The sequence below is a fragment of the Streptomyces sp. NPDC101490 genome (assembly GCF_044767145.1).
Classification (GTDB): domain Bacteria; phylum Actinomycetota; class Actinomycetes; order Streptomycetales; family Streptomycetaceae; genus Streptomyces.
In genome coordinates this window covers 1-21,275 of record NZ_JBIWNI010000026.1, presented here as the reverse complement: position 1 = coordinate 21,275, position 21,275 = coordinate 1, and the positions used below count along the sequence as shown (strand labels likewise).

At 71.6% G+C, this 21,275-nt stretch carries 22 protein-coding genes and 1 tRNA gene; 13 read left to right on the top strand and 10 right to left on the bottom strand.

The features are described 5' to 3' along the window. Positions 1 to 14 precede the first annotated feature (14 nt). The 7 genes from ACIRQY_RS30985 (at position 15) to ACIRQY_RS30955 (ending at position 6,100) form a co-directional block, all read left to right on the top strand. Positions 15 to 443, top strand: coding sequence for a hypothetical protein (locus ACIRQY_RS30985; RefSeq protein ID WP_403931182.1), 429 nt, complete (start codon positions 15 to 17; stop codon positions 441 to 443). Positions 444 to 456: 13 nt separating this feature from the next. Beyond that, the gene (locus ACIRQY_RS30980) at positions 457 to 1,209 is read left to right on the top strand and encodes a hypothetical protein (protein WP_403931180.1); all 753 of its coding nucleotides are present in this window, start codon (positions 457 to 459) and stop codon (positions 1,207 to 1,209) included. Positions 1,210 to 1,231: 22 nt separating this feature from the next. Continuing rightward, positions 1,232 to 1,858, top strand: coding sequence for a hypothetical protein (locus ACIRQY_RS30975; protein WP_403931179.1), 627 nt, complete (start codon positions 1,232 to 1,234; stop codon positions 1,856 to 1,858). Positions 1,859 to 2,010: 152 nt separating this feature from the next. Next, positions 2,011 to 2,847 carry a bifunctional DNA primase/polymerase gene (locus ACIRQY_RS30970; RefSeq protein WP_403931177.1) on the top strand — a complete coding sequence of 279 codons (837 nt, stop codon included), beginning with the start codon at positions 2,011 to 2,013 and terminating at the stop codon, positions 2,845 to 2,847. A gap of 5 nt (positions 2,848 to 2,852) precedes the next feature. Next, positions 2,853 to 4,328 carry an ATP-binding protein gene (locus ACIRQY_RS30965; RefSeq protein ID WP_403931175.1) on the top strand — a complete coding sequence of 492 codons (1,476 nt, stop codon included), beginning with the start codon at positions 2,853 to 2,855 and terminating at the stop codon, positions 4,326 to 4,328. Between the two features lie 429 nt (positions 4,329 to 4,757). Then, positions 4,758 to 4,949: a helix-turn-helix domain-containing protein gene (locus tag ACIRQY_RS30960; protein WP_403931174.1), complete on the top strand. Its 192-nt coding sequence runs from the start codon at positions 4,758 to 4,760 to the stop codon at positions 4,947 to 4,949. Continuing rightward, positions 4,949 to 6,100: a tyrosine-type recombinase/integrase gene (locus ACIRQY_RS30955; RefSeq protein WP_403931173.1), complete on the top strand. Its 1,152-nt coding sequence runs from the start codon at positions 4,949 to 4,951 to the stop codon at positions 6,098 to 6,100. The genes ACIRQY_RS30960 and ACIRQY_RS30955 overlap by 1 nt, the downstream gene beginning before the upstream one ends. A 65-nt stretch (positions 6,101 to 6,165) precedes the next feature. On the opposite strand, the gene ACIRQY_RS30950 is transcribed toward ACIRQY_RS30955, so the two are convergent. Then, positions 6,166 to 6,239, bottom strand: a tRNA-Thr gene (locus tag ACIRQY_RS30950). Positions 6,240 to 6,422: 183 nt separating this feature from the next. Here ACIRQY_RS30950 and ACIRQY_RS30945 point away from each other — a divergent pair. From ACIRQY_RS30945 to ACIRQY_RS30935, 3 genes are all read left to right on the top strand, one after another. Beyond that, on the top strand, positions 6,423 to 7,520 hold the full coding sequence (locus ACIRQY_RS30945; protein WP_403931171.1) for an ABC transporter ATP-binding protein: 1,098 nt from the start codon (positions 6,423 to 6,425) through the stop codon (positions 7,518 to 7,520). Between the two features lie 223 nt (positions 7,521 to 7,743). Then, a complete protein-coding gene (locus ACIRQY_RS30940; RefSeq protein ID WP_351795201.1) occupies positions 7,744 to 8,154 on the top strand; it encodes a hypothetical protein in 411 nt (136 codons plus the stop codon). Between the two features lie 55 nt (positions 8,155 to 8,209). After that, positions 8,210 to 8,926, top strand: a complete 717-nt coding sequence (locus tag ACIRQY_RS30935) for a nucleotidyltransferase family protein (RefSeq protein WP_351795203.1) — start codon at positions 8,210 to 8,212, stop codon at positions 8,924 to 8,926. Between the two features lie 126 nt (positions 8,927 to 9,052). Here ACIRQY_RS30935 and ACIRQY_RS30930 read toward each other — a convergent pair whose 3' ends face one another. The 6 genes from ACIRQY_RS30930 to ACIRQY_RS30905 form a co-directional block, all read right to left on the bottom strand. Beyond that, positions 9,053 to 10,612 carry a DoxX family membrane protein gene (locus ACIRQY_RS30930; protein WP_403931170.1) on the bottom strand — a complete coding sequence of 520 codons (1,560 nt, stop codon included), beginning with the start codon at positions 10,610 to 10,612 and terminating at the stop codon, positions 9,053 to 9,055. Between the two features lie 107 nt (positions 10,613 to 10,719). Next, positions 10,720 to 11,673 (bottom strand): 23S rRNA (guanosine(2251)-2'-O)-methyltransferase RlmB, encoded by a 954-nt coding sequence (gene rlmB, locus ACIRQY_RS30925; protein ID WP_351795208.1) that lies wholly within the window; start codon positions 11,671 to 11,673, stop codon positions 10,720 to 10,722. A gap of 77 nt (positions 11,674 to 11,750) precedes the next feature. Next, positions 11,751 to 13,151: a cysteine--tRNA ligase gene (cysS, locus tag ACIRQY_RS30920; protein ID WP_403931168.1), complete on the bottom strand. Its 1,401-nt coding sequence runs from the start codon at positions 13,149 to 13,151 to the stop codon at positions 11,751 to 11,753. A gap of 193 nt (positions 13,152 to 13,344) precedes the next feature. Beyond that, positions 13,345 to 13,830 carry a 2-C-methyl-D-erythritol 2,4-cyclodiphosphate synthase gene (ispF, locus tag ACIRQY_RS30915; RefSeq protein ID WP_351795254.1) on the bottom strand — a complete coding sequence of 162 codons (486 nt, stop codon included), beginning with the start codon at positions 13,828 to 13,830 and terminating at the stop codon, positions 13,345 to 13,347. Between the two features lie 139 nt (positions 13,831 to 13,969). Continuing rightward, positions 13,970 to 14,719 carry a 2-C-methyl-D-erythritol 4-phosphate cytidylyltransferase gene (gene ispD / locus ACIRQY_RS30910; protein ID WP_351795214.1) on the bottom strand — a complete coding sequence of 250 codons (750 nt, stop codon included), beginning with the start codon at positions 14,717 to 14,719 and terminating at the stop codon, positions 13,970 to 13,972. Between the two features lie 327 nt (positions 14,720 to 15,046). Further along, a complete protein-coding gene (locus tag ACIRQY_RS30905; protein WP_003953493.1) occupies positions 15,047 to 15,529 on the bottom strand; it encodes a CarD family transcriptional regulator in 483 nt (160 codons plus the stop codon). 731 nt (positions 15,530 to 16,260) lie between these two features. On the opposite strand from ACIRQY_RS30905, the gene ACIRQY_RS30900 reads away from it, so the two are divergent. Then, positions 16,261 to 16,875 (top strand): DUF461 domain-containing protein, encoded by a 615-nt coding sequence (locus ACIRQY_RS30900; protein ID WP_351795217.1) that lies wholly within the window; start codon positions 16,261 to 16,263, stop codon positions 16,873 to 16,875. 120 nt (positions 16,876 to 16,995) lie between these two features. Here the strand turns inward: ACIRQY_RS30900 and ACIRQY_RS30895 are convergent, their stop codons facing one another. Next, positions 16,996 to 17,676: a response regulator transcription factor gene (locus ACIRQY_RS30895; RefSeq protein WP_015035162.1), complete on the bottom strand. Its 681-nt coding sequence runs from the start codon at positions 17,674 to 17,676 to the stop codon at positions 16,996 to 16,998. Beyond that, the gene (locus ACIRQY_RS30890; RefSeq protein WP_351795219.1) at positions 17,673 to 18,902 is read right to left on the bottom strand and encodes an ATP-binding protein; all 1,230 of its coding nucleotides are present in this window, start codon (positions 18,900 to 18,902) and stop codon (positions 17,673 to 17,675) included. The genes ACIRQY_RS30895 and ACIRQY_RS30890 overlap by 4 nt, the downstream gene beginning before the upstream one ends. A 264-nt stretch (positions 18,903 to 19,166) precedes the next feature. On the opposite strand from ACIRQY_RS30890, the gene phoU reads away from it, so the two are divergent. Together phoU and ACIRQY_RS30880 are read left to right on the top strand one after the other, a co-directional pair. After that, positions 19,167 to 19,847, top strand: a complete 681-nt coding sequence (gene phoU / locus ACIRQY_RS30885; protein WP_093874867.1) for a phosphate signaling complex protein PhoU — start codon at positions 19,167 to 19,169, stop codon at positions 19,845 to 19,847. Between the two features lie 165 nt (positions 19,848 to 20,012). Then, complete coding sequence (locus ACIRQY_RS30880) at positions 20,013 to 20,165, top strand: hypothetical protein (RefSeq protein WP_351795222.1); 153 nt, start codon at positions 20,013 to 20,015, stop codon at positions 20,163 to 20,165. A gap of 343 nt (positions 20,166 to 20,508) precedes the next feature. Here ACIRQY_RS30880 and ACIRQY_RS30875 read toward each other — a convergent pair whose 3' ends face one another. Continuing rightward, on the bottom strand, positions 20,509 to 20,991 hold the full coding sequence (locus tag ACIRQY_RS30875; protein ID WP_351795225.1) for a GNAT family N-acetyltransferase: 483 nt from the start codon (positions 20,989 to 20,991) through the stop codon (positions 20,509 to 20,511). Positions 20,992 to 21,275: the final 284 nt, after the last annotated feature.

The window sequence follows — 21,275 nt, the reverse complement described above, 5'->3', positions numbered from 1 at the left end:
CTCCGGCGCCCGTTATGCGGCCGGTGGTCCTGCCAGCCGACATCCCGCCCGGCGTCGAATGGGTCACCCTCCCGAACGGTGTCCGCACCCTCGCCTACACCCACCCCACCGCACCGGTACCGGTTCCGCTTCCGGCGCCGCAGCCCATCCCCGCGTGGGCCCGGACCACCGCCCTGCTCGCCCCCACCGTCGGCGGCGGGACCGCCGCCGCCGGGATCGGGCTCTCCTACGCCGCCCCGGGACTGATCGCTATGAGCCACGCCCTGTGGTCCGCCGCCGCCCTCGTCGTCGCCGCGATCGTCGCCGTCCCCGTCCTCCTGCGCACCGCCCGCCGCACCCCCGGCGCAGGCCCCGGAGCGGACGGGTCGACGACGCACATCACGCAGAACATCACCGCCAGCGGCATGTTCGGCCGCGCCAACGGCACCATCAACCACCCCTGAGGAGAACCGCCAGATGGCCCCCGTGATCACCGCGACCGCGTCCCGCCGGGGCACCCGCCCCCGCAACGCCGACACCGCCACAGTTCACCGTCTGCCCGGCACCCCGATGGTCGCCGCCGCGCTCGTCGACGGCATCGGCAACACGGCCGATGCCGTCGAGTTCTCCACGGTCGCCGCTCAGGTCGCCGCGCGCGTCGGTGCCCGCCGGGGCGCGCTCCTGGGGATTCTCGCGGCGGCCGAGATGGCCGCCGCGCCTCCCGGGGTCCGGGTCGAGGACGGTGTCGCCGTCCTCGCCGTCGCCAGCGAGGAGTCAGGCACGACCTCGATCGCGTGGACGGGCGACGCGCACATCTACGGCTGGACCGGGACTCAGCTCGTCCAGCGCTCGACCACCCAGACCATGGGCACCTGGTTGCGGGTGTGGGGCGGTACCGGCGTGACCCTCCACCGGGACGACAGCGCCGACGAGACCGTCGACACCGGGACCGCTGCCGCCGTGCTGGACGACCTCGCCCGCGCCGCCCTCGGCCGCTGCTCGATCGCCAGCGTTCCGTACTGCCACATCACCGACCGGCTGATCATCCTCACCTCAGACGGGGTCCACACCCAGACCACCCACGCCCAGATGGAAGCACTCGTCAGCCTGTTCTCGGGCGCCCCCCAGCTCCTCGCGGACGCGCTCGTCGCCGCAGCGGGCCCCGACGCCGAGGGCTACCGCGACGACGCCACCGCCATCGTCCTCGCCATCACCCCCACCACCCACTGAACCGCTGCCGCAAGGGAGACACATGACCACCGACCCCCGCCCCTACCTCGACGACGTCGTCCTGGGGCTGTCGACGTACAACCTCACGGTGACGGCCCGCGAGGTGTCCGACACCCCCGTACGGTCGGCCCGTTTCACCGTCACCCGCAGGGACGCCCAGCTCGTGCTCGACTGGACCGAGGAGACCGGCTGGTGGGCCAGCCTGGACGGGCAGCCCGCCGTCCCCCTGCTCGACTCCGTCCTCCCGTACAGCGGCACGCTCGGCATGGCGGCCCTCGACATGGTCGACCACCGAGCCCCCCACCGTGCCCCCGTCCCCAGCTACCGCCGCGCGGGCGACAGTGACGACTTCGAAGCCCAGCTCGAAGCCCGCTGCCCGAAGCCCAAGCCCGAGACCACGATCGATCCCCGGCTCGACCGGCTAGACGCGCTCCTGGACACCCTCCTGACCGCCTACACGCAGGCGGCGGACGGCGGGCCGCTGCCGACCCCCGCCGACGCCCAGCAGACCGCAGCCGACGTCCGGGCCGCGCTCGCCGACGTCCACACGATGCGCGAGGAGCTGAGCCGGGCCCGCTACCTCAGCGCCGGAAACGCGTGGGAGGCCGGACAGCGCGCGGGCCGCCGCGCCGCCAACCGCCGCTACTAGACCCACCCCGCCCCCACCCGGAAACACCGAGGGCGGCCCCCCATCTCGCCAGATCCGGGGCCGCCCTCGTTCCAGCCCGCTCGAGACGACCTGGAGGAATCCAGCATGACCCATCACACCCCGATCCGACGAGACCGCGCGGGGGTGGCCGCGTGAACAGCATCCCCACCACCGCCGTCGCCCTGGCCAAGGGCGGGCTGCCGGTCCTTCCGCTGCGGGCCGACAAGCGGCCCTTCGGGAACTGCCGCTCATGCGAGGACCTGGCGTGCGGCGGGCGCCCGAACATGCGGGTGCCGGGGCCGTGCGTGTGCCCGTGGCCGTGCCACGGCTGGGCCGCCGCCACCACGAACCCGGCCGCCGTCGCGTCCCCGCACTGGGCCGCCGCATGGCGACGGGCCCGCGCGATCGGCTACCACCCCGGCGCCGCCGGAGTGACCGTGGTCGACCTCGACCACGCCGACGCCGTCACCTGGGCCCGCACCACCCTCCCGCCCACCACCACCGTGGAAACGACGCGCGGGGAGCACTGGATCTACCGGGGCACCATGGGCTCCTCCAACGGCGTCCGCGACGGCATCGACATCAAGTCGACCATGTCGTACGCCCGTTGGCTGGGCCCGGGTGCCGGAGTGATGGCGGACCTCCCGACCAGCGTCCGGGCCCTCGCCGAGAAAGCGCCGGCCGTCCGGTCCCGGCCGCGCGCCGTGGCCGTCCCGGTCCCCGCTGGGGGCGGGGTGTGTCGTCACCGGACGCCGTCCTACCTGGAGCGCGGGATCGTCATGGCGGAGCAGCGGATCACCGGCGCGCAGGCCGCGATCCACCACACGGTCTATGCCACGTTCCTGGCGGTGCTGTCCGCGCACGGCCGGTGCGGCTGCCTCACCGAGACGCACGTGGGCCGGTTGTTCGCCGTCGCGCAGGCCCGGGGCGAGTCCCCCAGGCACTGCACCGACGCGTGGACCAACGCCCGCACCGCGCTGGGGTTGTGAGGGTCGTGTCCGAGGACGACAAGGCTCCGGCGCGGCAGATCATCACGGACTACGCGCAGTCCCATTTCCGGTACTTCCGGACCATCGACGGCACCGTCTACGCCCAGCGCATCGGCCACCCCGTGGCCCGCCCGATCCGCTCCCAGGGCACCAGCGGGAGCCACCGCCAGGAACTCATGGTCGGCCTCTTCCGCGACGGACTCGGCGTCTTCAACGGAACCTCACTCAAGGAGTCACTCGACTTGATCGAAGCACTCGCTCTCAACCAGCTTGTCCAGCAGACCCACATCCGCGTCGCCCCCGGATTCGACGGCGCGACGTGGCTGGACCTGGGCCGCGCCGACGGGCAGTCCGTGCGGATCCACCCCACCGGGTGGGACATCCGCGTGCCCGACCCCGAGGAAGTGTGCTGGCGCCGCACCCAGCTCACCGGCGAGCTCCCCGTCCCGGCCGAGAACACCAACGGCAAGGGCCTGGAGCAGCTGCTGGGCCTGTGCAACTTCGCCGACGCCAAGACCGAGGCCCTGGCCATCGCGTGGCTGATCGGCTGCCTGGGGCCGGACGCGCCCGTGCCCGCGCCGTTCCTGACCGGCCCCCAGGGCGCGGGCAAGTCCACCGCCGGACGGATGCTCCTGCGGGTCATCGAGGGCATGACCGGAGACCTCCGGCGGGCACCCCGCGACGAGGAGAACATGATCACGGCGGTGGCCGCTGGGTGGATCACCGCCCTGGACAACCTCTCCCACCTGCCCCCGGACCTGTCCGACCTGATGTGCTGCGTCATCACCGGAGCCGAGAGCATCAAGCGGGCCCTGTTCACCGACGGCGACGTCGTCCGCTCCCGCTACCGCCGCCCCATGCTGATGACCGGCATCGACGTTGGCGTCATCCGCCCCGACCTCGCCGAACGGCTCCTGACCCTGCGCCTGGAACGCCCCCGCGTACGCAGGACCGAGGCCGAACTGTGGGCGGAGTACGCCGAGATCCTGCCGGTCGTCCTCGGCTCCCTGCTCGACCTGACCGTCAAGGTCCGGGCGATCCAGGTCCAGACGCCGACCGACCTGCGGATGGCCGACTTCGCCCACCTGTGCGCCCAGCTCGACGCGGCCACCGGATTCGGGACACTGGCCGCCTACCGGGCCAGTCTGGATGACCTCAACGACGACGTCATCGAGGGCGATCTGCTCGCGCAGACGGTCCTCAAGCACGCTGGCGGTCTCGCCCCGGGGCAGGACGTGCGGATGACGTCGGCGGAGTGGCTCCACGCCCTGACCCAGCTCTACAGCGGCGAGGAGTGCCGCCCCCTGCCCAAGGGCTGGCCGACCACCGGCAAGGTCCTGTCCGACCGCCTCCGCCGCATCCAGCCCACCCTCGCCGCCCGGGGCGTCCTGGTCGAATGGGGCCGCACCAGCGCCGCCCGCTACATCGAGATCACCCGCCAGGCCCCCACCCCGGAACACGAGCAGCAGCCCGCGTTCTGACCCCCTCACCGCATGGACAAGCAAGAGGAGCACCCCCGCCCGGGTGCTCCTCTTGCTGTTCCGGCGGCCCCGCCGCCCGGCAAGGGTCGCGCCGCGAAGCGGCCCGTTCTTCACGCCCTGAGGCGCACAAGACCACAGACACCACCCCCCTCTTTTTGTCCTAAGAAGGGAAGACCTGCGTCACTACGTCACCAACGGCCCGACACACGGCCCCTGACCAGCGACGACACCAGGTGACGCAGACGGCGAAACCAGCGTCATCCACCGTCACCTACGTCATCCGTGACGTCAGCCCGTGTCACGGATGACACAGGCCCCGCCCAGCCGCGTCACCGAAACCTGCAGGTCAGAACCCTGATTGACGCACGTGACGCGATGACGCAGAAATCCCCGCTTCGGACAGCACGCACCCCACCGAAGGGACCCGCCGTGTCCACGCCGCCCGCACCCCTGCTCCTGACCGTCCCCGAAGTCATGGCGCTGCTCAGGCTCGGCCGATGGTCCGTCTACGACCTGATCCGCTCCAAGCGGCTGCCCAGCATCACCATCGGCCGCGCCCGACGCATCCCCGCTGACGCCCTGCGTCGCTTCATCGATACCGAACTGGAGAGTGCCGCCTGATGGCGAGGAAGAACCCGAACGGCGCGGGCACCATCAGCCTGCGCAAGGACGGCCGGTACGAGGCCAAGGTGTACGTCCCGCAACCGGACGGCACCCGGGCCCGGAAGGGCGTCTACGGCAAGACCTGGGAGGAGTGCGACGAGAAGCGGTTGGACTTGGTCCGGCGCGCTCGCCAGCACATCCCCACGCCCACGAAGTCGGCACGGTTGTCTGAGTGGCTGCCCGTGTGGCTCGACACGCACATCCGCCCGTACCGCAAGCAGACGACCATCGCGAAGTACGAGATGCACGTCCGCCTCTACCTTGTCCCCAGGCTGGGGACGAAGAAGCTGGAGACGCTCAGCACGGCGGACGTGCGCAGGATGGTCGGACAGGTGACAGGGGCATCGTCGGCCGCGACGGCCAAGGAGGCACACCGGGTACTCAGGACTGCTCTTGCGGCTGCTCAGCGAGACGAGTTGATCGCCCGCAATGTCGCCAGCCTCGTACCGCCCCCGCCGGTCAAGGCGCGCCAGACGCGGCCCTGGACGGCGAACCAGACGGTTGCGTTCCTGGCGCACGCACGCAAGGGCCGGGACCCGCTCTACGCCGCACTCGTCCTCTCGGCCGCCTTGGGGCTCCGGCGTGGCGAGGTGCTGGGGCTGCGGTGGAGCGACATCGACTTCGCGGCCAGCACCCTGACCACGCGGGCTCAGCTTCAGCGGGCCGCCGGTCGGCTCTACGAGGACACAACGAAGAACCGCAAGATTCGTACCATCCCGCTCCCACGATTCTGCGCCGCCCCGCTGCGCTGGCAGCGACTGCGGCAGGCCGCCCAGCGGGAGGCTGCGGGAGCCGACTGGGCAGACACCCAGGGCTACGTGTTCACGACAAGGTCGGGTCGGCCGGTCGAGCCGCGGAACTACACCCGGACCTTCGCCCGGCTCGTCGGCGAGGCTGGTCTGCCCACGATCCGTCTGCACGATGTACGGCACGGCACCGCGACGCTGCTCGCCGCCGACAACGTTCCACCGCGCGTGGTCATGGCGATCCTGGGACACTCCCAGATCGCCGTGACCATGAACGTCTACACCCATGTGGTCGACCAGTCGCAGCGTGAGGCCATGGCCAAGATGGACGGTCTGCTCGCTCCGAAACGGGGTCCCAGGTAGCGGTTGTCGTCAGGAAAAGTCGTCAGGGGCCTGCCGTAGCGAAGACGGCAGGCCCCTGACCTGGGAGCCCCCTGTCGGGTTCGAACCGACGACCCCCGCTTTACAAGAGCGGTGCTCTGGCCAGCTGAGCTAAGGAGGCAGCCAGTGCAGTGTATCCAACGACGACCCGGCGGCGGTCGGAAATCTCACCGGGGTCCGAGTGCTGACAGATCGGGCATCGGCGGGTAGCGTCACTTGCGGTTCACCCAGGTGGACTAGACCGCACATCCTTCCTTTACTCGGATCGTCCGGCACGTTCCTGCCGGTGAAGGGGCACATCACCATGGCTTCCGTAACGTTCGACAAGGCCACCCGGGTCTACCCCGGTGCCACCAAGCCCTCCGTCGACCAGCTCGACATCGAGATCGCCGACGGCGAGTTCCTCGTCCTCGTCGGTCCCTCCGGCTGCGGCAAGTCGACCTCCCTGCGCATGCTCGCGGGTCTTGAGGACGTCAACGCCGGTTCCATCCGCATCGGCGACCGCGACGTCACGCACCTGCCGCCCAAGGACCGGGACATCGCGATGGTGTTCCAGAACTACGCGCTGTACCCGCACATGACCGTCGCCGACAACATGGGCTTCGCCCTGAAGATCGCCGGGGTCAACAAGGCCGAGATCCGCGCCAAGGTCGAAGAGGCCGCGAAGATCCTGGACCTCACCGAGTACCTGGACCGCAAGCCGAAGGCGCTCTCCGGCGGTCAGCGCCAGCGCGTCGCCATGGGCCGCGCCATCGTCCGCGAGCCGCAGGTCTTCCTCATGGACGAGCCGCTGTCGAACCTCGACGCCAAGCTCCGCGTCTCGACCCGTACGCAGATCGCCGGTCTCCAGCGCCGTCTGGGCATCACCACGGTCTACGTCACCCACGACCAGACCGAGGCCCTCACCATGGGCGACCGGGTCGCGGTCCTCAAGGACGGTCTGCTCCAGCAGGTCGACTCCCCGCGCAACATGTACGACCGGCCCGCCAACCTCTTCGTCGCCGGATTCATCGGCTCCCCGGCCATGAACCTGGTCGAGGTCCCGATCACCGACGGCGGCGTGAAGTTCGGCAACAGCGTCGTCCCGGTCTCCCGTGACGCCATCGCCGCCGCCGCGGCCAACGGCGACACCACCGTCACCGTCGGCGTCCGCCCCGAGCACTTCGACGTGCAGGGCCCGACCGGCAAGGACGGCCTGGCCGTCACCGTCAACGTGGTCGAGGAGCTCGGCTCCGACGGCTTCGTCTACGGCTCCACCCGCGTCGGCGGCGAGGACAAGGAGCTGGTCGTCCGCGTCGGCGGCCGTGACGTCCCCTCCAAGGGCACCACGCTGCACGTCGTGCCGCGCGCCGACGAGCTGCACGTCTTCTCCACCTCGACGGGCGCCCGCCTCAGCGACTGACCCGGGCGGCGGAGATCCACCGCCGAACCTGGCCGAACGGCCCCGTGTCCTCCCGGACACGGGGCCGTTCGTCTCAGTAGGTGGTTTAGCCCCGGAAACCCCGGCATTCCGGGCCTGCACCCACCCCTCGCGTCAACATGCGATTCGAAAAGACACCTCGAACCATCCCCCGCGAGAGTGACTAAATGTCGCCAATTCACTACCGACCGCTACGCTCGCCTGCGTGACGCACACTGCCCGCCGAATCGGCCGCTCTCTCGCCCTCGTCCTGCCCGTCGTCCTGGTGCTCTCGGGAACGCTCGCGGTGTCCGCGGTTCCGTGGGCCGGCCAGGACGCCGCCACCCAGCTCACGGCGTCCTCGTCCGACGTCTCCGTCCGCGCCAAGCCCCGCGCCCCGCAGGACGTGCTGCGCGACCAGCTCCTCGCCGAGCTCCAGGAGAAGGACCCGGGCGTGGCCCTCACCCGCCTCCAGCGCGAAGTGGAGAAGCGGCCGTCGCTCGCCAGGCACTGCATGTCCATCGCCCGCTCCCTCGGCCGCGCCGCCGTCGACCAGTACGGCCCCTCCCGTGCCCAGTCCTTCTCCCGCCCGGTCTGCGACACCTCGTACGCGACCGGCGTGATGCGCGCCGGCTGAGCGCCGACGCGCGTCCGGCCGCCGGGCCCACGGGGCGACGCCTATCGTTCCCCGTATGCACACCTCTCCGACGCAGGCCGTGGTCCTGGCGGGCGGCCAGGGCTCACGGCTCCGCCCGTACACCGACGACCGCCCCAAGCCGATGGTCGAGATCCCGGGCACCGGGACCCCGATCATCGGCCATCAGCTTTCCTGGCTGGCCGCCGAGGGCGTGACCGACGCCGTCGTGTCCTGCGGCCACCTCGCCGAGGTGCTCCAGGAGTGGCTCGCTGACGCCGACCTCCCCCTGAAGGTCACCACGGTCGTCGAGACCGAACCGCTGGGCCGGGGCGGCGGCCTCAAGTACGCCGCCGCGCACCTGCCCGCGCCGGACCGGCCCTGGTACGCCACCAATGGCGACATCTGGACCCGCTTCTCGCTCCGTGAGATGGCCGCCTTCCACGCCGAGCGCGACGCCCTGGCGACGCTCGCCCTGGCCCGCCCCCGCATCCCCTGGGGCGCCGTCGAGACGGACACCTTCGGGCACATCACCGACTTCGTGGAAGCGCCGCCGTCGCCGTTCCTCATCAACGCGGGCGTGTACGTCTTCTCCGCCGAGTTCACCGCGCTCCTGCCCGATCTGGGCGACCACGAGCGCACCACCTTCCCCCGCCTCGCCCGCGAGCGGCGCCTGGCGGGCTTCCCGCTGCCCCAGGGGGCGTACTGGCGGGCCATCGACACCGCCAAGGACCTCACCGAGGCCGCCCGGGAACTCGCCGTGCAGCGGGGCTGACGGCCACCGGCCGGTGGGCGGGTACGGAGAGGGCGGTACCGCCGGTCGGCGGTACCGCCCTCTCGTGCCCCCGGGCCGGTCGTCCGTATCCCCGGGGCGGCCCTCAGTATCCCCGGGGACCGGCTCTCAGCCCAGCAGTCCGCCGATCGGGTTCTTCGCCCCGCCCGACGTCGAACCGCTCTCCGACGGGGTCTCCGAGGCGCCCCCGGTGGAACCGCCGGAGCCGCCGCCCGAGGAACCGCCCGAGCCGCTCGGCGCGTCGCTCGTGGACGGCGGCGGCGCGGGCCTGGACTGGGTCGGCGTACGGCTGCCGCCGCCGGTGCCCGCGCCCTCCGTGGACGTCGGACGCCGCTCCTGGGTCCGGGCGGACTCACGGCTCGGCTCGGTGGGCCGCTCGGCCTTCGGGGCCTCCTCGCGCTTCTTCGGCGCCTCGGTGGTCGCGGCGGGCCTCGGAGCGGTGGACGGGGCCTGGGAGGGCGCGCGGCGGGCCGGCTCGGTGGCCAGCGGACGGCCGGGGAGGTGGTTGACCGGGTCGTCGTTCGGACCCGGCACGGTGACCAGCTCGGTGGAGCGGACGGCGCCGCCGAGGACGGAGCCGATGAGCAGGGTCAGACCGACGACGACGGAGGCGACGAGGGTGCTGCGGCGCATCACCCGGCGGCGCAGCTCCCAGAGTTCGGCGCGCGGGCCGAGCTTGCGCCAGGCCTCCCCGGCGAGGCGCCCGTCGATCGAGTAGACCGGGGCACCGGCGATGATCAGCGGTGACCAGGCGGCCAGGTAGATGATGTCGGGCGCGTCGTAGACCGGGACGGTCTTCCAGCTGACGGTGAGGATCAGCGCGGCGGAGAGCAGGGCGCCGACGACGGCTGCGGCGCGCTGCCAGAGGCCGAGGACGGTGAGGACACCGACGACGACCTGGAGGAAGGCGACGGTGAGTCCGGCGCCGACGGGGTGCTGGAGGGCGAAGTCGCGGAGGGGCTCGGCGAGGGCCCACGGGTGGAGCGAGTTGAGCCACTTCACCATGGAGCCGCGCTCGCCGCCGTCGAAGTAGACGGGGTCGCAGAGCTTGCCCATGCCCGCGTAGACGGAGATGAGGCCGAGGAAGACACGGAGGGGGAGGAGGACGACGCCGAGGTTCATCCGGCGGCCCGGGTAGTAGGCGTGCCGGACGGTGTCCTGGCCGTGCCGCTGGGGGCTCCGGTCGTGCGGGTCGTCCTCGTACGCCTCGGGGCCCGTCCCGGGCCGCAGCTCGTACAGGTCGTCGTACGCCCCCTCGGCGCGGCGCATCGGGGGCAGCAGGGGGCCGCCGGGCACCACGGGGGTGGGCATGGTGTCGTCGACGCGCGGGATGGCCTGGGTGGAGCCCGCGTCCAGTCCCCCGCGCCCGAGGACCGGGTCGAGGGTGGAGACGGAGGACTCGCGCACGGCCTGGAGGAGACCGGTGGCGCCCGGCGTCGACTTCCCGCTCCACACGACGGGGCGGCGGCGCGGGCCGCCCGCTCCGGCCGCGGCCCCCGAGAGGGCGGCGGCGCGGGCGCCGAACTTCGGCTGCGGGGCCGGGGCGAGCCGCACACGGAAGCTGGCGTGGTTCACGATCACCTGGGCGGGATCGGAATCCACCTTGACCATGCTCAACGCGGGCTGATCGTCGAACCCCGGCCGGGGCGTTCTGGTGTCCACACTCATCTAACCGAGTGATCTGGGTTTAGGACACTGCCTTGACAGCTCGCAAATGTCCGAGACCCGTCAAGATCACGCCACGGCCGGGACCGGTGGTGCGGGAGTGGCTGAAGTCAGCCCATACGGCGGCGAGCGGCCTCGTAGAGCACGACGCCCGCGGCGACACCGGCGTTCAGCGACTCGGCGCCGCCCGGCATCGGGATGCGCACGAGGAAGTCGCAGGTCTCGCCGACGAGACGGGACAGGCCCTTGCCCTCGGAGCCCACGACGATGACGACCGGACCGCCCAGCTCCTCCAGCTCGTGCACCTCGCGGTCGCCGTCGGCGGCGAGGCCGACGACCGTGAGCCCGGCCTTCTGGTACGCCTCCAGGCAGCGCGTCAGATTGGTGGCGCGGGCGACCGGCGTACGGGCCGCAGTGCCCGCCGAGGTCTTCCACGCACCGGCCGTCATGCCCGCCGCGCGCCGCTCGGGCACGACGACGCCGTGCCCGCCGAAGGCGGCGACGGAACGGACGACGGCGCCGAGGTTACGGGGGTCGGTGATCCCGTCGAGGGCGACGATCAGCGGCTCCTCGTGGTTGTCGTAGGCGGCCGTGGCGAGGTCCTCGGGGAACGCGTACTCGTACGGCGGGACCTGGAGGACGAGGCCCTGGTGGTTCAGGCCGTTCGTCATCCGGTCCAGCTCGGGGCGCGGCGCCTCCATGATGTGGATGTTGCCGCGGCCGGTGGCGAGGTTCAGGGCCTCGCGCACGCGCTCGTCGTTGTCGATGAACTGCTGCACGTACAGGGTCGTGGCGGGCACCCCGTCGCGCAGGGCCTCGAAGACCGGGTTGCGGCCGACGACCATCTCCGACTGGCCCTTGCCGCCGCGCCGGACGACGGGGCGGCGCTGGACCTGCCTGGCCTGGGCGTTGGCGACGCGGTTCTTCTTGTGTCCCTTGCGGGCGGAGGCGGGCGGGGTCGGGCCCTTGCCCTCCAGGCCCTTGCGCCGCTGGCCACCGCTGCCGATCGTCGCACCCTTCTTGTTGGACGTGCGACGGTTCCTGCGCTGGCTGTTCCCGGCCATGACTACCTAATCCTCGGTGTTGCGTGCATAGGTCTGTGACTGAAGTGTGCCGCCCGGAGGCCCGAGCGGCACGTCTTCTAACGGTTGCCCAGTGTCCAGCGGGGACCGTCGGGCCCGTCCTCGACGGCGAGTCCGGACTGGCTGAGCTGGTCGCGGATCGCGTCCGCGGTCGCCCAGTCCTTCCGCTCGCGGGCCGATTCCCGCTGCTGGAGCACGAGCCGTACGAGGGTGTCGACGACCCCGTGGAGCTCTTCGCCGCCCCCGGCCTCCTCGGCCCAGTGCGGGTCGAGCGGGTCGAGACCGAGTACGCCGAGCATGGCATGGACCTCGGCCAGACGGGCGATGGCCTCGTCCTTGTCGTCCGCCGCGAGGGCGCTGTTGCCCTGGCGGACGGTCGTGTGGATGATCGCCAGCGCGTGCGGGACGCCCAGGTCGTCGTCCATCGCCTCGGCGAAGGCCGGCGGCACCTCGGCGGCGGGGGCGACGGGCGTCCCGGCCTTCTCGGTGGCACGCTGGACGAAGCCCTCGATACGGGCGAACGCCGCCTCCGCCTCGCGCAGGGACTCCTCGCTGTACTCGATCATCGAGCGGTAGTGCGGGGTGCCCAGGTAGTAGCGCAGGACGATCGGGCGCCAGTTCTTCACCATCTCGGACACCAGCACGCTGTTGCCGAGCGACTTCGACATCTTCTCGCCGCTCATGGTGACCCAGGCGTTGTGCACCCAGTACCGCGCGAAGGTGTCGCCGAAGGCCTTGGCCTGGGCGATCTCGTTCTCGTGGTGCGGGAAGATCAGGTCGAGGCCGCCGCCGTGGATGTCGAAGGCGGGGCCCAGGTACTTGTGGGCCATGGCCGAGCACTCCAGGTGCCAGCCGGGGCGGCCGCGGCCCCACGGGGTGTCCCAGTCGGGCTCGCCCGGCTTGGTCGCCTTCCACATCGCGAAGTCGCGCGGGTCGCGCTTGCCGGTGATGCCGTCCTCGGTGGGCTGCCGCAGGTCGTCGATGTCCTGGTTGGACAGCTCCAGATAGCCCGGGAAGGAGCGCACGTCGAAGTAGACGCTGCCGTCCGCCTCGTAGGCGTGGCCGCGCTCGATGAGACCGCGCATCATCTCGATCATCTCGGGGACGTGCCCGGTGGCGCGCGGCTCGTAGCTGGGCGGCAGGCAACCCAGCGCCTCGTAGCCCGAGTTGAACGCGCGCTCGTTCTCGTAGCCGATGGACCACCAGGGACGGCCCTGGTCCGCGCCCTTGGTGATGATCTTGTCGTCGATGTCGGTGACGTTGCGGATGAACGTGACGTCGTAGCCCCGGTACGCGAACCAGCGGCGCATGATGTCGAAGTTCAGCCCCGACCGGATGTGCCCGATGTGCGGGGCCGCCTGGACGGTGGCGCCACAGAGGTAGATCGAGACGCAGCCCGGCGTGAGCGGGGTGAAGTCACGGATCTGCCGGGCGCTGGTGTCGTACAGGCGAATAGTCACCACTCCAGGGTAGTGGGCGTGTGGTAGTGCCCCGATACCCGATCGCGGTCCCGGATGACGTTTTTCACCGGCACCGGTGGGCTCCGGCGCCGGGCCGGAGCCGCCACGCGCGCCCGGCGCGGTCCGGCGCCCCGGTGCGCACGTCGGCGGCGGGCCCGGTCCGCTCCGGCACCGGGCCCGTTCCGGCGGGGTGTCAGGCCGGGGCGACCCGGTGCACCAGGGCCGTGGCGAGGGCCGCGAGACCCTCCGCGCGGCCGGTCAGACCGAGCCCGTCCGTCGTCGTGCCGGAGACGGAGACCGGTGCTCCGGCCGCCTCGCTGAGCACCTTCTGCGCCTCGGCGCGCCGCTTGCCGACCTTCGGGCGGACGCCGACGACCTGGACGGCGATGTTGCCGATCTCGTACCCCTCGGCACGGACGATCCGGGCCGCCTCGGCGAGCAGGGTGACGCCGGAGGCGCCGGACCACTCGGGCCGCGAGGTGCCGAAGTGGGCGCCGAGGTCGCCGATCCCGGCGGCCGAGAACAGCGCGTCGCAGGCGGCGTGGGCGGCGACGTCGCCGTCGGAGTGCCCGGCGAGGCCGTACCCCTCGGAGTCCTCCCAGAGGAGGCCCGCGCACCAGAGCTCACGGCCCTGTTCAAAGGCGTGGACGTCGGTGCCGATGCCGACGAGCGGGATCACCGGGCGGGGGGCCGCCGGAGCGGCTCCGGCCGCCGCGGCCGCGTCGGGAGTGGCCGCGTCCGACGGGGTGGCGGCCGGAACGGCGGCAGCCGGAGTGGTGGGGCTCGGAATGGCGGTGGGCGGAATGGTCGGGGTCGGCTCAGAAGCCATCGTTGGCCCTCCTGCGGGCGAGTACGGCCTCGGCGAGGACGAGGTCGAGGGGGCGGGTCACCTTGAAGGCCTCTTCGTGGCCGGGCACGACGACGACGGGCGCGCCGAGCCGTTCGACCATGCCCGCGTCGTCGGTGGCGCCCTCACCGGCGAGGGCGACGGTGGCGTGGGCGTCGACGAGGGTGTCGTGGTCGAAGCCCTGCGGGGTCTGGACGGCGCGGAGCCGGGCCCGGACGGGGGTGGCGACGACCTGTTCGGGGTCACCCGGCCTTCCGGCCGGTTCGACCTCCTTGACGGTGTCCGTGACGGGCATCGCGGGGACGACGGCGACGGCCCCGTTCCGGACGGCCTCGATGACGGCGTCCACGGTGTCCACGGGGACGAGCGGGCGGGCGGCGTCGTGGACGAGGACGGTGGCGATGCCCTCGGGGAGCGCTTCGAGTCCGCGGCGGACGGACTCCTGGCGGGTCTCTCCGCCGGGGACGACGAGGTAGTCGGTCCGCTCGGGGAGGGCGTGGGCGTCGAGGAGGTTCTTGACCTCGGCGGCGTCTTCGGGAGGTGCGACCACGACGACGAGCGAGACCGCGCGGGAGGCGGCCATCGCTCGGACGGCGTGGATGAGCATGGGGGTGCCGCTCAGCGCGCGAAGCGCTTTGGGGGCGCCCGGCCCGAGGCGTACGCCCCGTCCGGCCGCCGGGATCACCACGGCGGTACGAGAAGGACGCGCATCGTCTGACATCGGTTGCACTCCGGCAGGTTTGTTTCCGCGGCCGACATGGGTATGGCCTCACCGTGCCGGACGCTCCGCCTTGACCGGGCCCTTTCCGTGACGAAGGTCGAGGCGTTGTCGCCCGTGCACAGGGGCTCGGACGTAACGGGGGTGCGGGGACTTTCTCAGTGGTGCGCACACGCGTTCATCGGGTGCGCGTACGGGCACGCGTACGCTCCGCAGGCATACGCGGACATGCCGCAGCGCCCGACGGCAGCACTGTGTGGATCACAGCACGCCAACGGGCACCACGGCATCGCTTCACTTGGTAGCGCGCTCGGAGGATTCAGAGCACGCTCAGGACGCGAGGACCTCGTCGAGGAGAGCCTCGGCCTTGTCCTCGTTCGTGTTCTCCGCGAGGGCCAGCTCGCTGACCAGGATCTGCCGGGCCTTGGCGAGCATCCGCTTCTCACCGGCGGAGAGACCGCGCTCGCGCTCACGCCTCCACAGGTCGCGGACTACTTCGGCGACCTTGATGACATCGCCGGAGGCGAGCTTCTCGAGATTCGCCTTGTAGCGACGGGACCAGTTCGTCGGCTCTTCGGCGTACGGCGCGCGCAGCACCTCGAAGACCCGGTCCAGCCCGTCCTGACCGACAACGTCGCGGACACCTACGAACTCCGCGTTGTCCGCAGGCACGCGGACCGTCAGGTCGCCCTGCGCGACCTTGAGCACCAAGTAGGTCTTGTCCACGCCTTTGATCTGGCGAGTTTCGATGGCCTCGATCAGCGCGGCCCCGTGATGGGGATAGACCACGGTGTCGCCAACCTTGAACGTCATGTGACAGGTACCCCTTCCGTGGCTATCCAGGGTAACACGGATACAGCTTCTTCTGAATGGCGTTTTCGCAGGTCAGGGCATATCTCGGGGCTTGACAACAGCATCACGGACGTGCTGCGCGGGGCTTCCGGAAGGCGGTATTCGCAGGTCGGAGCAGCTGTGCGGACGGAGAGAAACGCGCACGTCACACCTGCCCGGAGCCCCTTCAAGATGGAGTGATGCCCCGTTTTGTCGGGTTCGGAGTGACCTTCTCAACGTACTCCGTTCGAGGATCGTCCACCCGTACGGAGGTACCGCCGGGTGATTCCGTAATTGATCAGCGCGGGCGGGTCCGGGGTTTTCCGGAGGCGTGGCTCCGGGTAATGCGCGGCACCCCTCGAATTGATCAAGGCGGTTATGTGAACAACAGGTCAATGCGTCGAGATCCAGCCACACCTATGGCCGGTGGGACGGGGCCGGGGCCTCGCGCGGGCACCCCGGAAGAGCCGTCCCCGGGGCCCTCGCCGGGGTGCCCGCCGGGACGTTCGCGATGGCGGACCCCGGGAGGTCCCGGGGTCCGCCCGGGGACGCTCCTCCGGTGGCCGCCGGACGGCCCCGCGACGCCCGTGACCGGTTAGGGGCGGGTCGGGTGCGGGACGAAGAGTGCGGCTCGGTAACCTGAGCGCGCTGACAGACCTTTAGTTGGCCTCTGGTCCCCCGCCCGTCCGTACGTCCAAGGAGATGCCGCCGCCGTGAGCCGCAACCTTCGACGCGGCGCCCTCGCCGCCACCGCCATCGTGTTCTCCATCGCCGCGCTGTCCGCCTGTGGAGCGGGCAACAACGCGCAGACGCTCGGCGTCCAGCCGGACAACGCCGCCGTCACCGTGGACGACCTCAAGATCCAGAACGCGGTGGTGATCACTCAGCCCGAGCGCGGTGTGAAGGGACCTGCCGCCGTCGCGGCCACCCTCTTCAACAACGGGCGGGCTCCGCAGGTGCTGGAGTCGATCAGCCTGCCCGGCAGCAGCGCCACCGTGACGCTGAAGTCCGCCAAGGGCGTCGGCCCGATCATCGTCCCGGCCAACGGCTCCGTCGTCATCGGCGGCGCGGGCAACGCCTCCGCCGTGATCGAGAACGGCACCGAGGCGGCCCGCGTCGGCGACGCCCAGGAAGTCGTCTTCAAGCTCAGCCGGACCGGTGACGTCGGCCTGGAGGCCTTCGTCGTCCCGGCCAACAGCTACTTCAAGGACTTCGGCCCGTCCATCGTGCCGGCTCCCCCGGCCGCCACGCCGACCGCCACCGCCTCGGGCGGCGCGGAGCACGGCGGGACGCCGTCGGGCGAGGCCAGCGCGCCCGCCGGTCACTGAGTCACCCGTACGCGGGCCCGGTCCCCTGCGCGGGTCCGTCCCGCCACACGCGCGAAGGGCGCTTCTCCCCGGCCGGGAGAAGCGCCCTTCGCGCGTGTGTGGCATCCGCTACGGCACGGCCTACGGCTCGAACTTGTAGCCGAGGCCCCGGACCGTCACCAGATAGCGCGGGGCCCCCGGGTCCGGTTCGATCTTCGCCCGCAGCCGCTTGACGTGGACGTCGAGGGTCTTGGTGTCGCCGACGTAGTCCGCGCCCCAGACCCGGTCGATGAGCTGCATCCGGGTCAGGACCCGGCCCGCGTTGCGCAGGAGCATCTCCAGGAGGTCGAACTCCTTCAGCGGCAGATCGACCTTGCCGCCCGCGACCGTCACCACGTGCCGGTCGACGTCCATCCGGACCGGACCCGCCTCCAGGGCCGCCGGAGTGACCTCCTCCGGCTCACCGCGGCGCCGCAGCACCGCGCGGATCCGGGCCACCAGCTCCCGCGAGGAGAACGGCTTGGTCACGTAGTCGTCGGCTCCTATCTCCAGGCCGACGACCTTGTCGATCTCGCTGTCCTTGGCGGTCACCATGATGACCGGGACGTTCGAGCGGCCGCGCAGCTGACGGCACACCTCGGTACCGGGGAGCCCCGGAAGCATCAGGTCGAGAAGGACGAGGTCGGCCCCGTTGCGCTCGAACTCGTCGAGACCGTCGGGCCCGGTCGCCGCGACGGCGACCTCGAAACCCTCCTTGCGAAGCATGTAGGACAGGGCGTCGCTGAAGGATTCCTCATCCTCGACGACGAGCACTCGGGTCACGGAAGGACCTCCGGGGCTGGAAGCGGTTCGGTCATGAGATCGGGGGTGGCGGACAAGGCGGGCCGGCGGTCCCGTACGGAGCCCGCCTCGGGCAGCCGCAGGGTGAACGTGGAGCCCTGGCCCTCGGTGCTCCAGACGGTGACCTCCCCGCCGTGGGAGGCGGCCACGTGCTTGACGATGGCCAGGCCGAGGCCCGTACCGCCGGTGGCTCGGGAGCGGGCCGGGTCGACCCGGTAGAAGCGCTCGAAGATCCGCTCGCGGTCCCGCTCCGAGATGCCGATGCCCTGGTCGGTCACGGCTATCTCGATGAGGTCCCCGCCCGGCGCCGCGATGTGGCGGGCGGCGATGCCCACCCTCGTACGGGCCGGGGAGTAGTTCACCGCGTTCTCCACGAGGTTGCCGAGGGCCGCGGCGAGCTGGCCCCGGCTGCCCCACACGTGCAGGTCGGCCGCGCCGCCGGAGACCATGGTGATCTGCTTGGTGGAGGCGGTGTGCCGGGAGCGGTCGACCGCCTCGGCGACCAGCTCGTCCACGGACACCGGTTCGGAGTCCTCCAGCGGGTCGTCGTTCTGCACCCGCGAGAGGTCGATCAGCTCCTGCACCAGATTGGTGAGGCGGGTCGCCTCGATCTGCATCCGGCCCGCGAAGCGGGTGACCGCCTCGGGGTCGTCCGAGGCGTCCATGACCGCCTCGGAGAGCAGCGAGAGCGCCCCCGTGGGCGTCTTCAGCTCATGGCTCACATTGGCGACGAAGTCGCGCCGTACGGCTTCGATGCGGCGGGCCTCGGTGAGGTCCTCGACGAGCAGCAGCACCAGCCGGGACCCGAGCGGAGCGACCCGGGCGGAGACCGCGAGGGCCTCGACCCGTCCGGTGCCGCGCCTCGGCAGGTCCAGCTCCACCTGCCGTATCTCTCCGTCGCGGCGGGTGTCACGGGCCATGTTGAGCATGGGCTCGACGGCCAGTTTCCCGCCACGGACCAGGCCGAGCGCGTACGCCGCCGAGCTGGCCTTCACCACCGAGTCGCTCTCGTCGAGAACGACCGCGGAGGAGCGCAGCACCGAGAGCACCGTGTCGACGCCGGGCGGCAGCACGGCATCGGTGTGCAGGGAACTACGAGTGGGTCTCGCCTGGTCGCGCTCGCTCCAGCGGAACGCCAGCATGGCGATCACGCCGGTGCACACTCCGGCGATAGCGGCCAATGCGGCGACCGCCGCGTTCACGTCCATGGCTCAAGGTTATGCGTGCCCGGCGACACTCTCCCAGCCGTCCGAGTGGCTGCTCGAACACTCGTCGCTCAGAGTTCACCGTGACGACCTGGCCGGTTCACTTGCCCCGACGCGGACGGTGGCGCGTGTCGCCCAGAGTTCACCTCGGTGAAAGTGACGGTTCACGTGCGGGGGTGGAACCGGACGCGTACAGGGCCGAACGTGGGAGCGTGGGGGTCCTGAGCCCCACCCGGACCCCCGGAGCACCGCCTAGAGAGGGACACCATGCGGGACGCGTACCACGAGGAACTTGACTCGATCGGCGAGGGCCTGGTCGAGATGGCCCGGCTCGTCGGGTCGGCGATCGGGCGCGCCACGACGGCGATGCTCGACGCGGACCTGAAGCTCGCGGAGAGCGTGATCGCCGCGGACCAGAAGGTCGACGACCTCCAGCACGACCTGGAGGCACGGGCCATCGCGCTGCTCGCGCGGCAGCAGCCGGTGGCGACCGATCTGCGGATCGTGGTGACCTCGCTGCGGATGAGCGCCGACCTGGAGCGCTCGGGCGACCTGGCGCAGCACGTGGCGAAGCTGGCGCGGCTGCGGTTCCCGGACACGGCGGTGCCCCGGGACCTGCACGCGACCATCCTGGAGATGGGGCAGCTGGCGCAGCGCCTGATGGCGAAGGCGGCGGAGGTCATCATCACGAAGGACGTCGACCTGGCGCTCCAGCTGGAGCAGGACGACGACGAGATGGACCTGCTGCACCGGGCGCTGTTCCAGCACCTGATGGACGACCGCTGGAAGCACGGCATAGAGACCGCCGTCGACGTGACGCTGCTGGGCCGGTACTACGAGCGGTTCGCCGACCACGCGGTGTCGGTGGCGAAGCGCGTGGTCTACCTGGTGACGGGCGAGCACGCGGACGAGCTCCAGGCGGCGGACGCGCCGGTGGAGGGCGCGTAGGGCGTGTTGCGAAGGTCCCGCCTGCCCGGCCTGCCCCTCCGGGCAGACGGCGGCTCCTTCCGAAACACCCCTAGGAGCGCGGGCACCGATGCGCCGTTGATGCGCCGGTCCCCGTGGGCATGAGATGGGGGGAGGCGATGCGCGCCTCGAAAGGGAGGGACCCCCATGGCCGATTCCCCCACACCGACCGAGTCCGAGGCAGCGGCGCCGCGCGAGGTGGCGCACCTGCCCGTCCTGGGCGCCTGCGGCTGCGGCTCGGGCTGCGGCTGCGGCTGCCAGTCGGGCTCGCCGTGCCAGTGCGGCGGCTGCTCCGGCTGACCCTGACGACCGGGAGGGAGGGGCGGGGCGCGGCGGTTCCGCCGGTGCCCCGCCCCTTCACCGCGTCGACGGGTCCGGTCCGTAGGGCGGGGTGGTCGTACGGCTCTGGCCGCGTCCGCGCCCGTGCGCGCGTCGGGCTCGGCAGCGCTCGGGTTTACTGCGGTAAACCGCCGCGTCCGCGCCGGCGCGCGGGAGCCGCCCGTACGTCTGCGAGGGAGTTCCCGCACGTCTGCGGTCACGCCGGGACGCCCGTACTGCCGCGTCGAGACGCTCTGCGGGGCTGGGGCTGGGGTTGGGCCGAGACGGCCGTGGGTCTACGCCGGGACGCTCATGTCCAGGATGCTCATATGTCGAGTACGGCGACGGTCTGGGTGCCGCTGAGCTCTCCGGTGGTGCGGAAGCCGAGCCGCTCGTAGAAGGCGCCAGGGCCGTCCTCGCCGGGTGCCCAGGTGACGTACAGCCGGGAGGTGCCGCGTCGGCGCAGTTCGTCGCGGACGGCGGCGACGGCGAAGCTGCCGTACCCCCTGCCCTGGGCGTCGGCCGAGATATTGAGCCGCCACAGGCCGCTGCGGCGGTCACCGGGGGTCTTCTCCTCGTTCCAGGGGAGGTCGAGGAAGGCCATGAGGAAGCCGACGAGCCGGTCGCCGTCGAAGATCAGCCGCGGCCAGGCGGCCTCCCCGAAGGCGTACGCCTCGGCGAGGGACGTCACGACGGGGGCGACGTTCCGCTCCTGGTGGGGGTGGACGCGCAGGGCGACGGCGGCGTCGATGTTCGCGGGGGTGACCTTCTCCAGGCGGAGTTCGGCGCGGGGTGATGGCGTACTCATGACACGGACGGTAACGAGTCCACGGGAAGAGCGCTTCCGATTATCGGACCGCACCGCCCGTGTGGGGGGAGCCGGGCGGCACGGTCCGGGTAGGCGGGACCTTCACCACACGTCCTAGGGCGTGTCTGACAATTCCCGCCTGACGCCGCGCGGCCGCCCTGCGGGCGACGCCGCGAATTGTCAGACAGGCCCTAGGGCGTGTCTTCAAAGACTCCTTGATGGGGCATCATGTGGTGCATGGTGCGGCGGCATGAGCTCTCGGACGAAGAGTGGGTTGTGCTGTC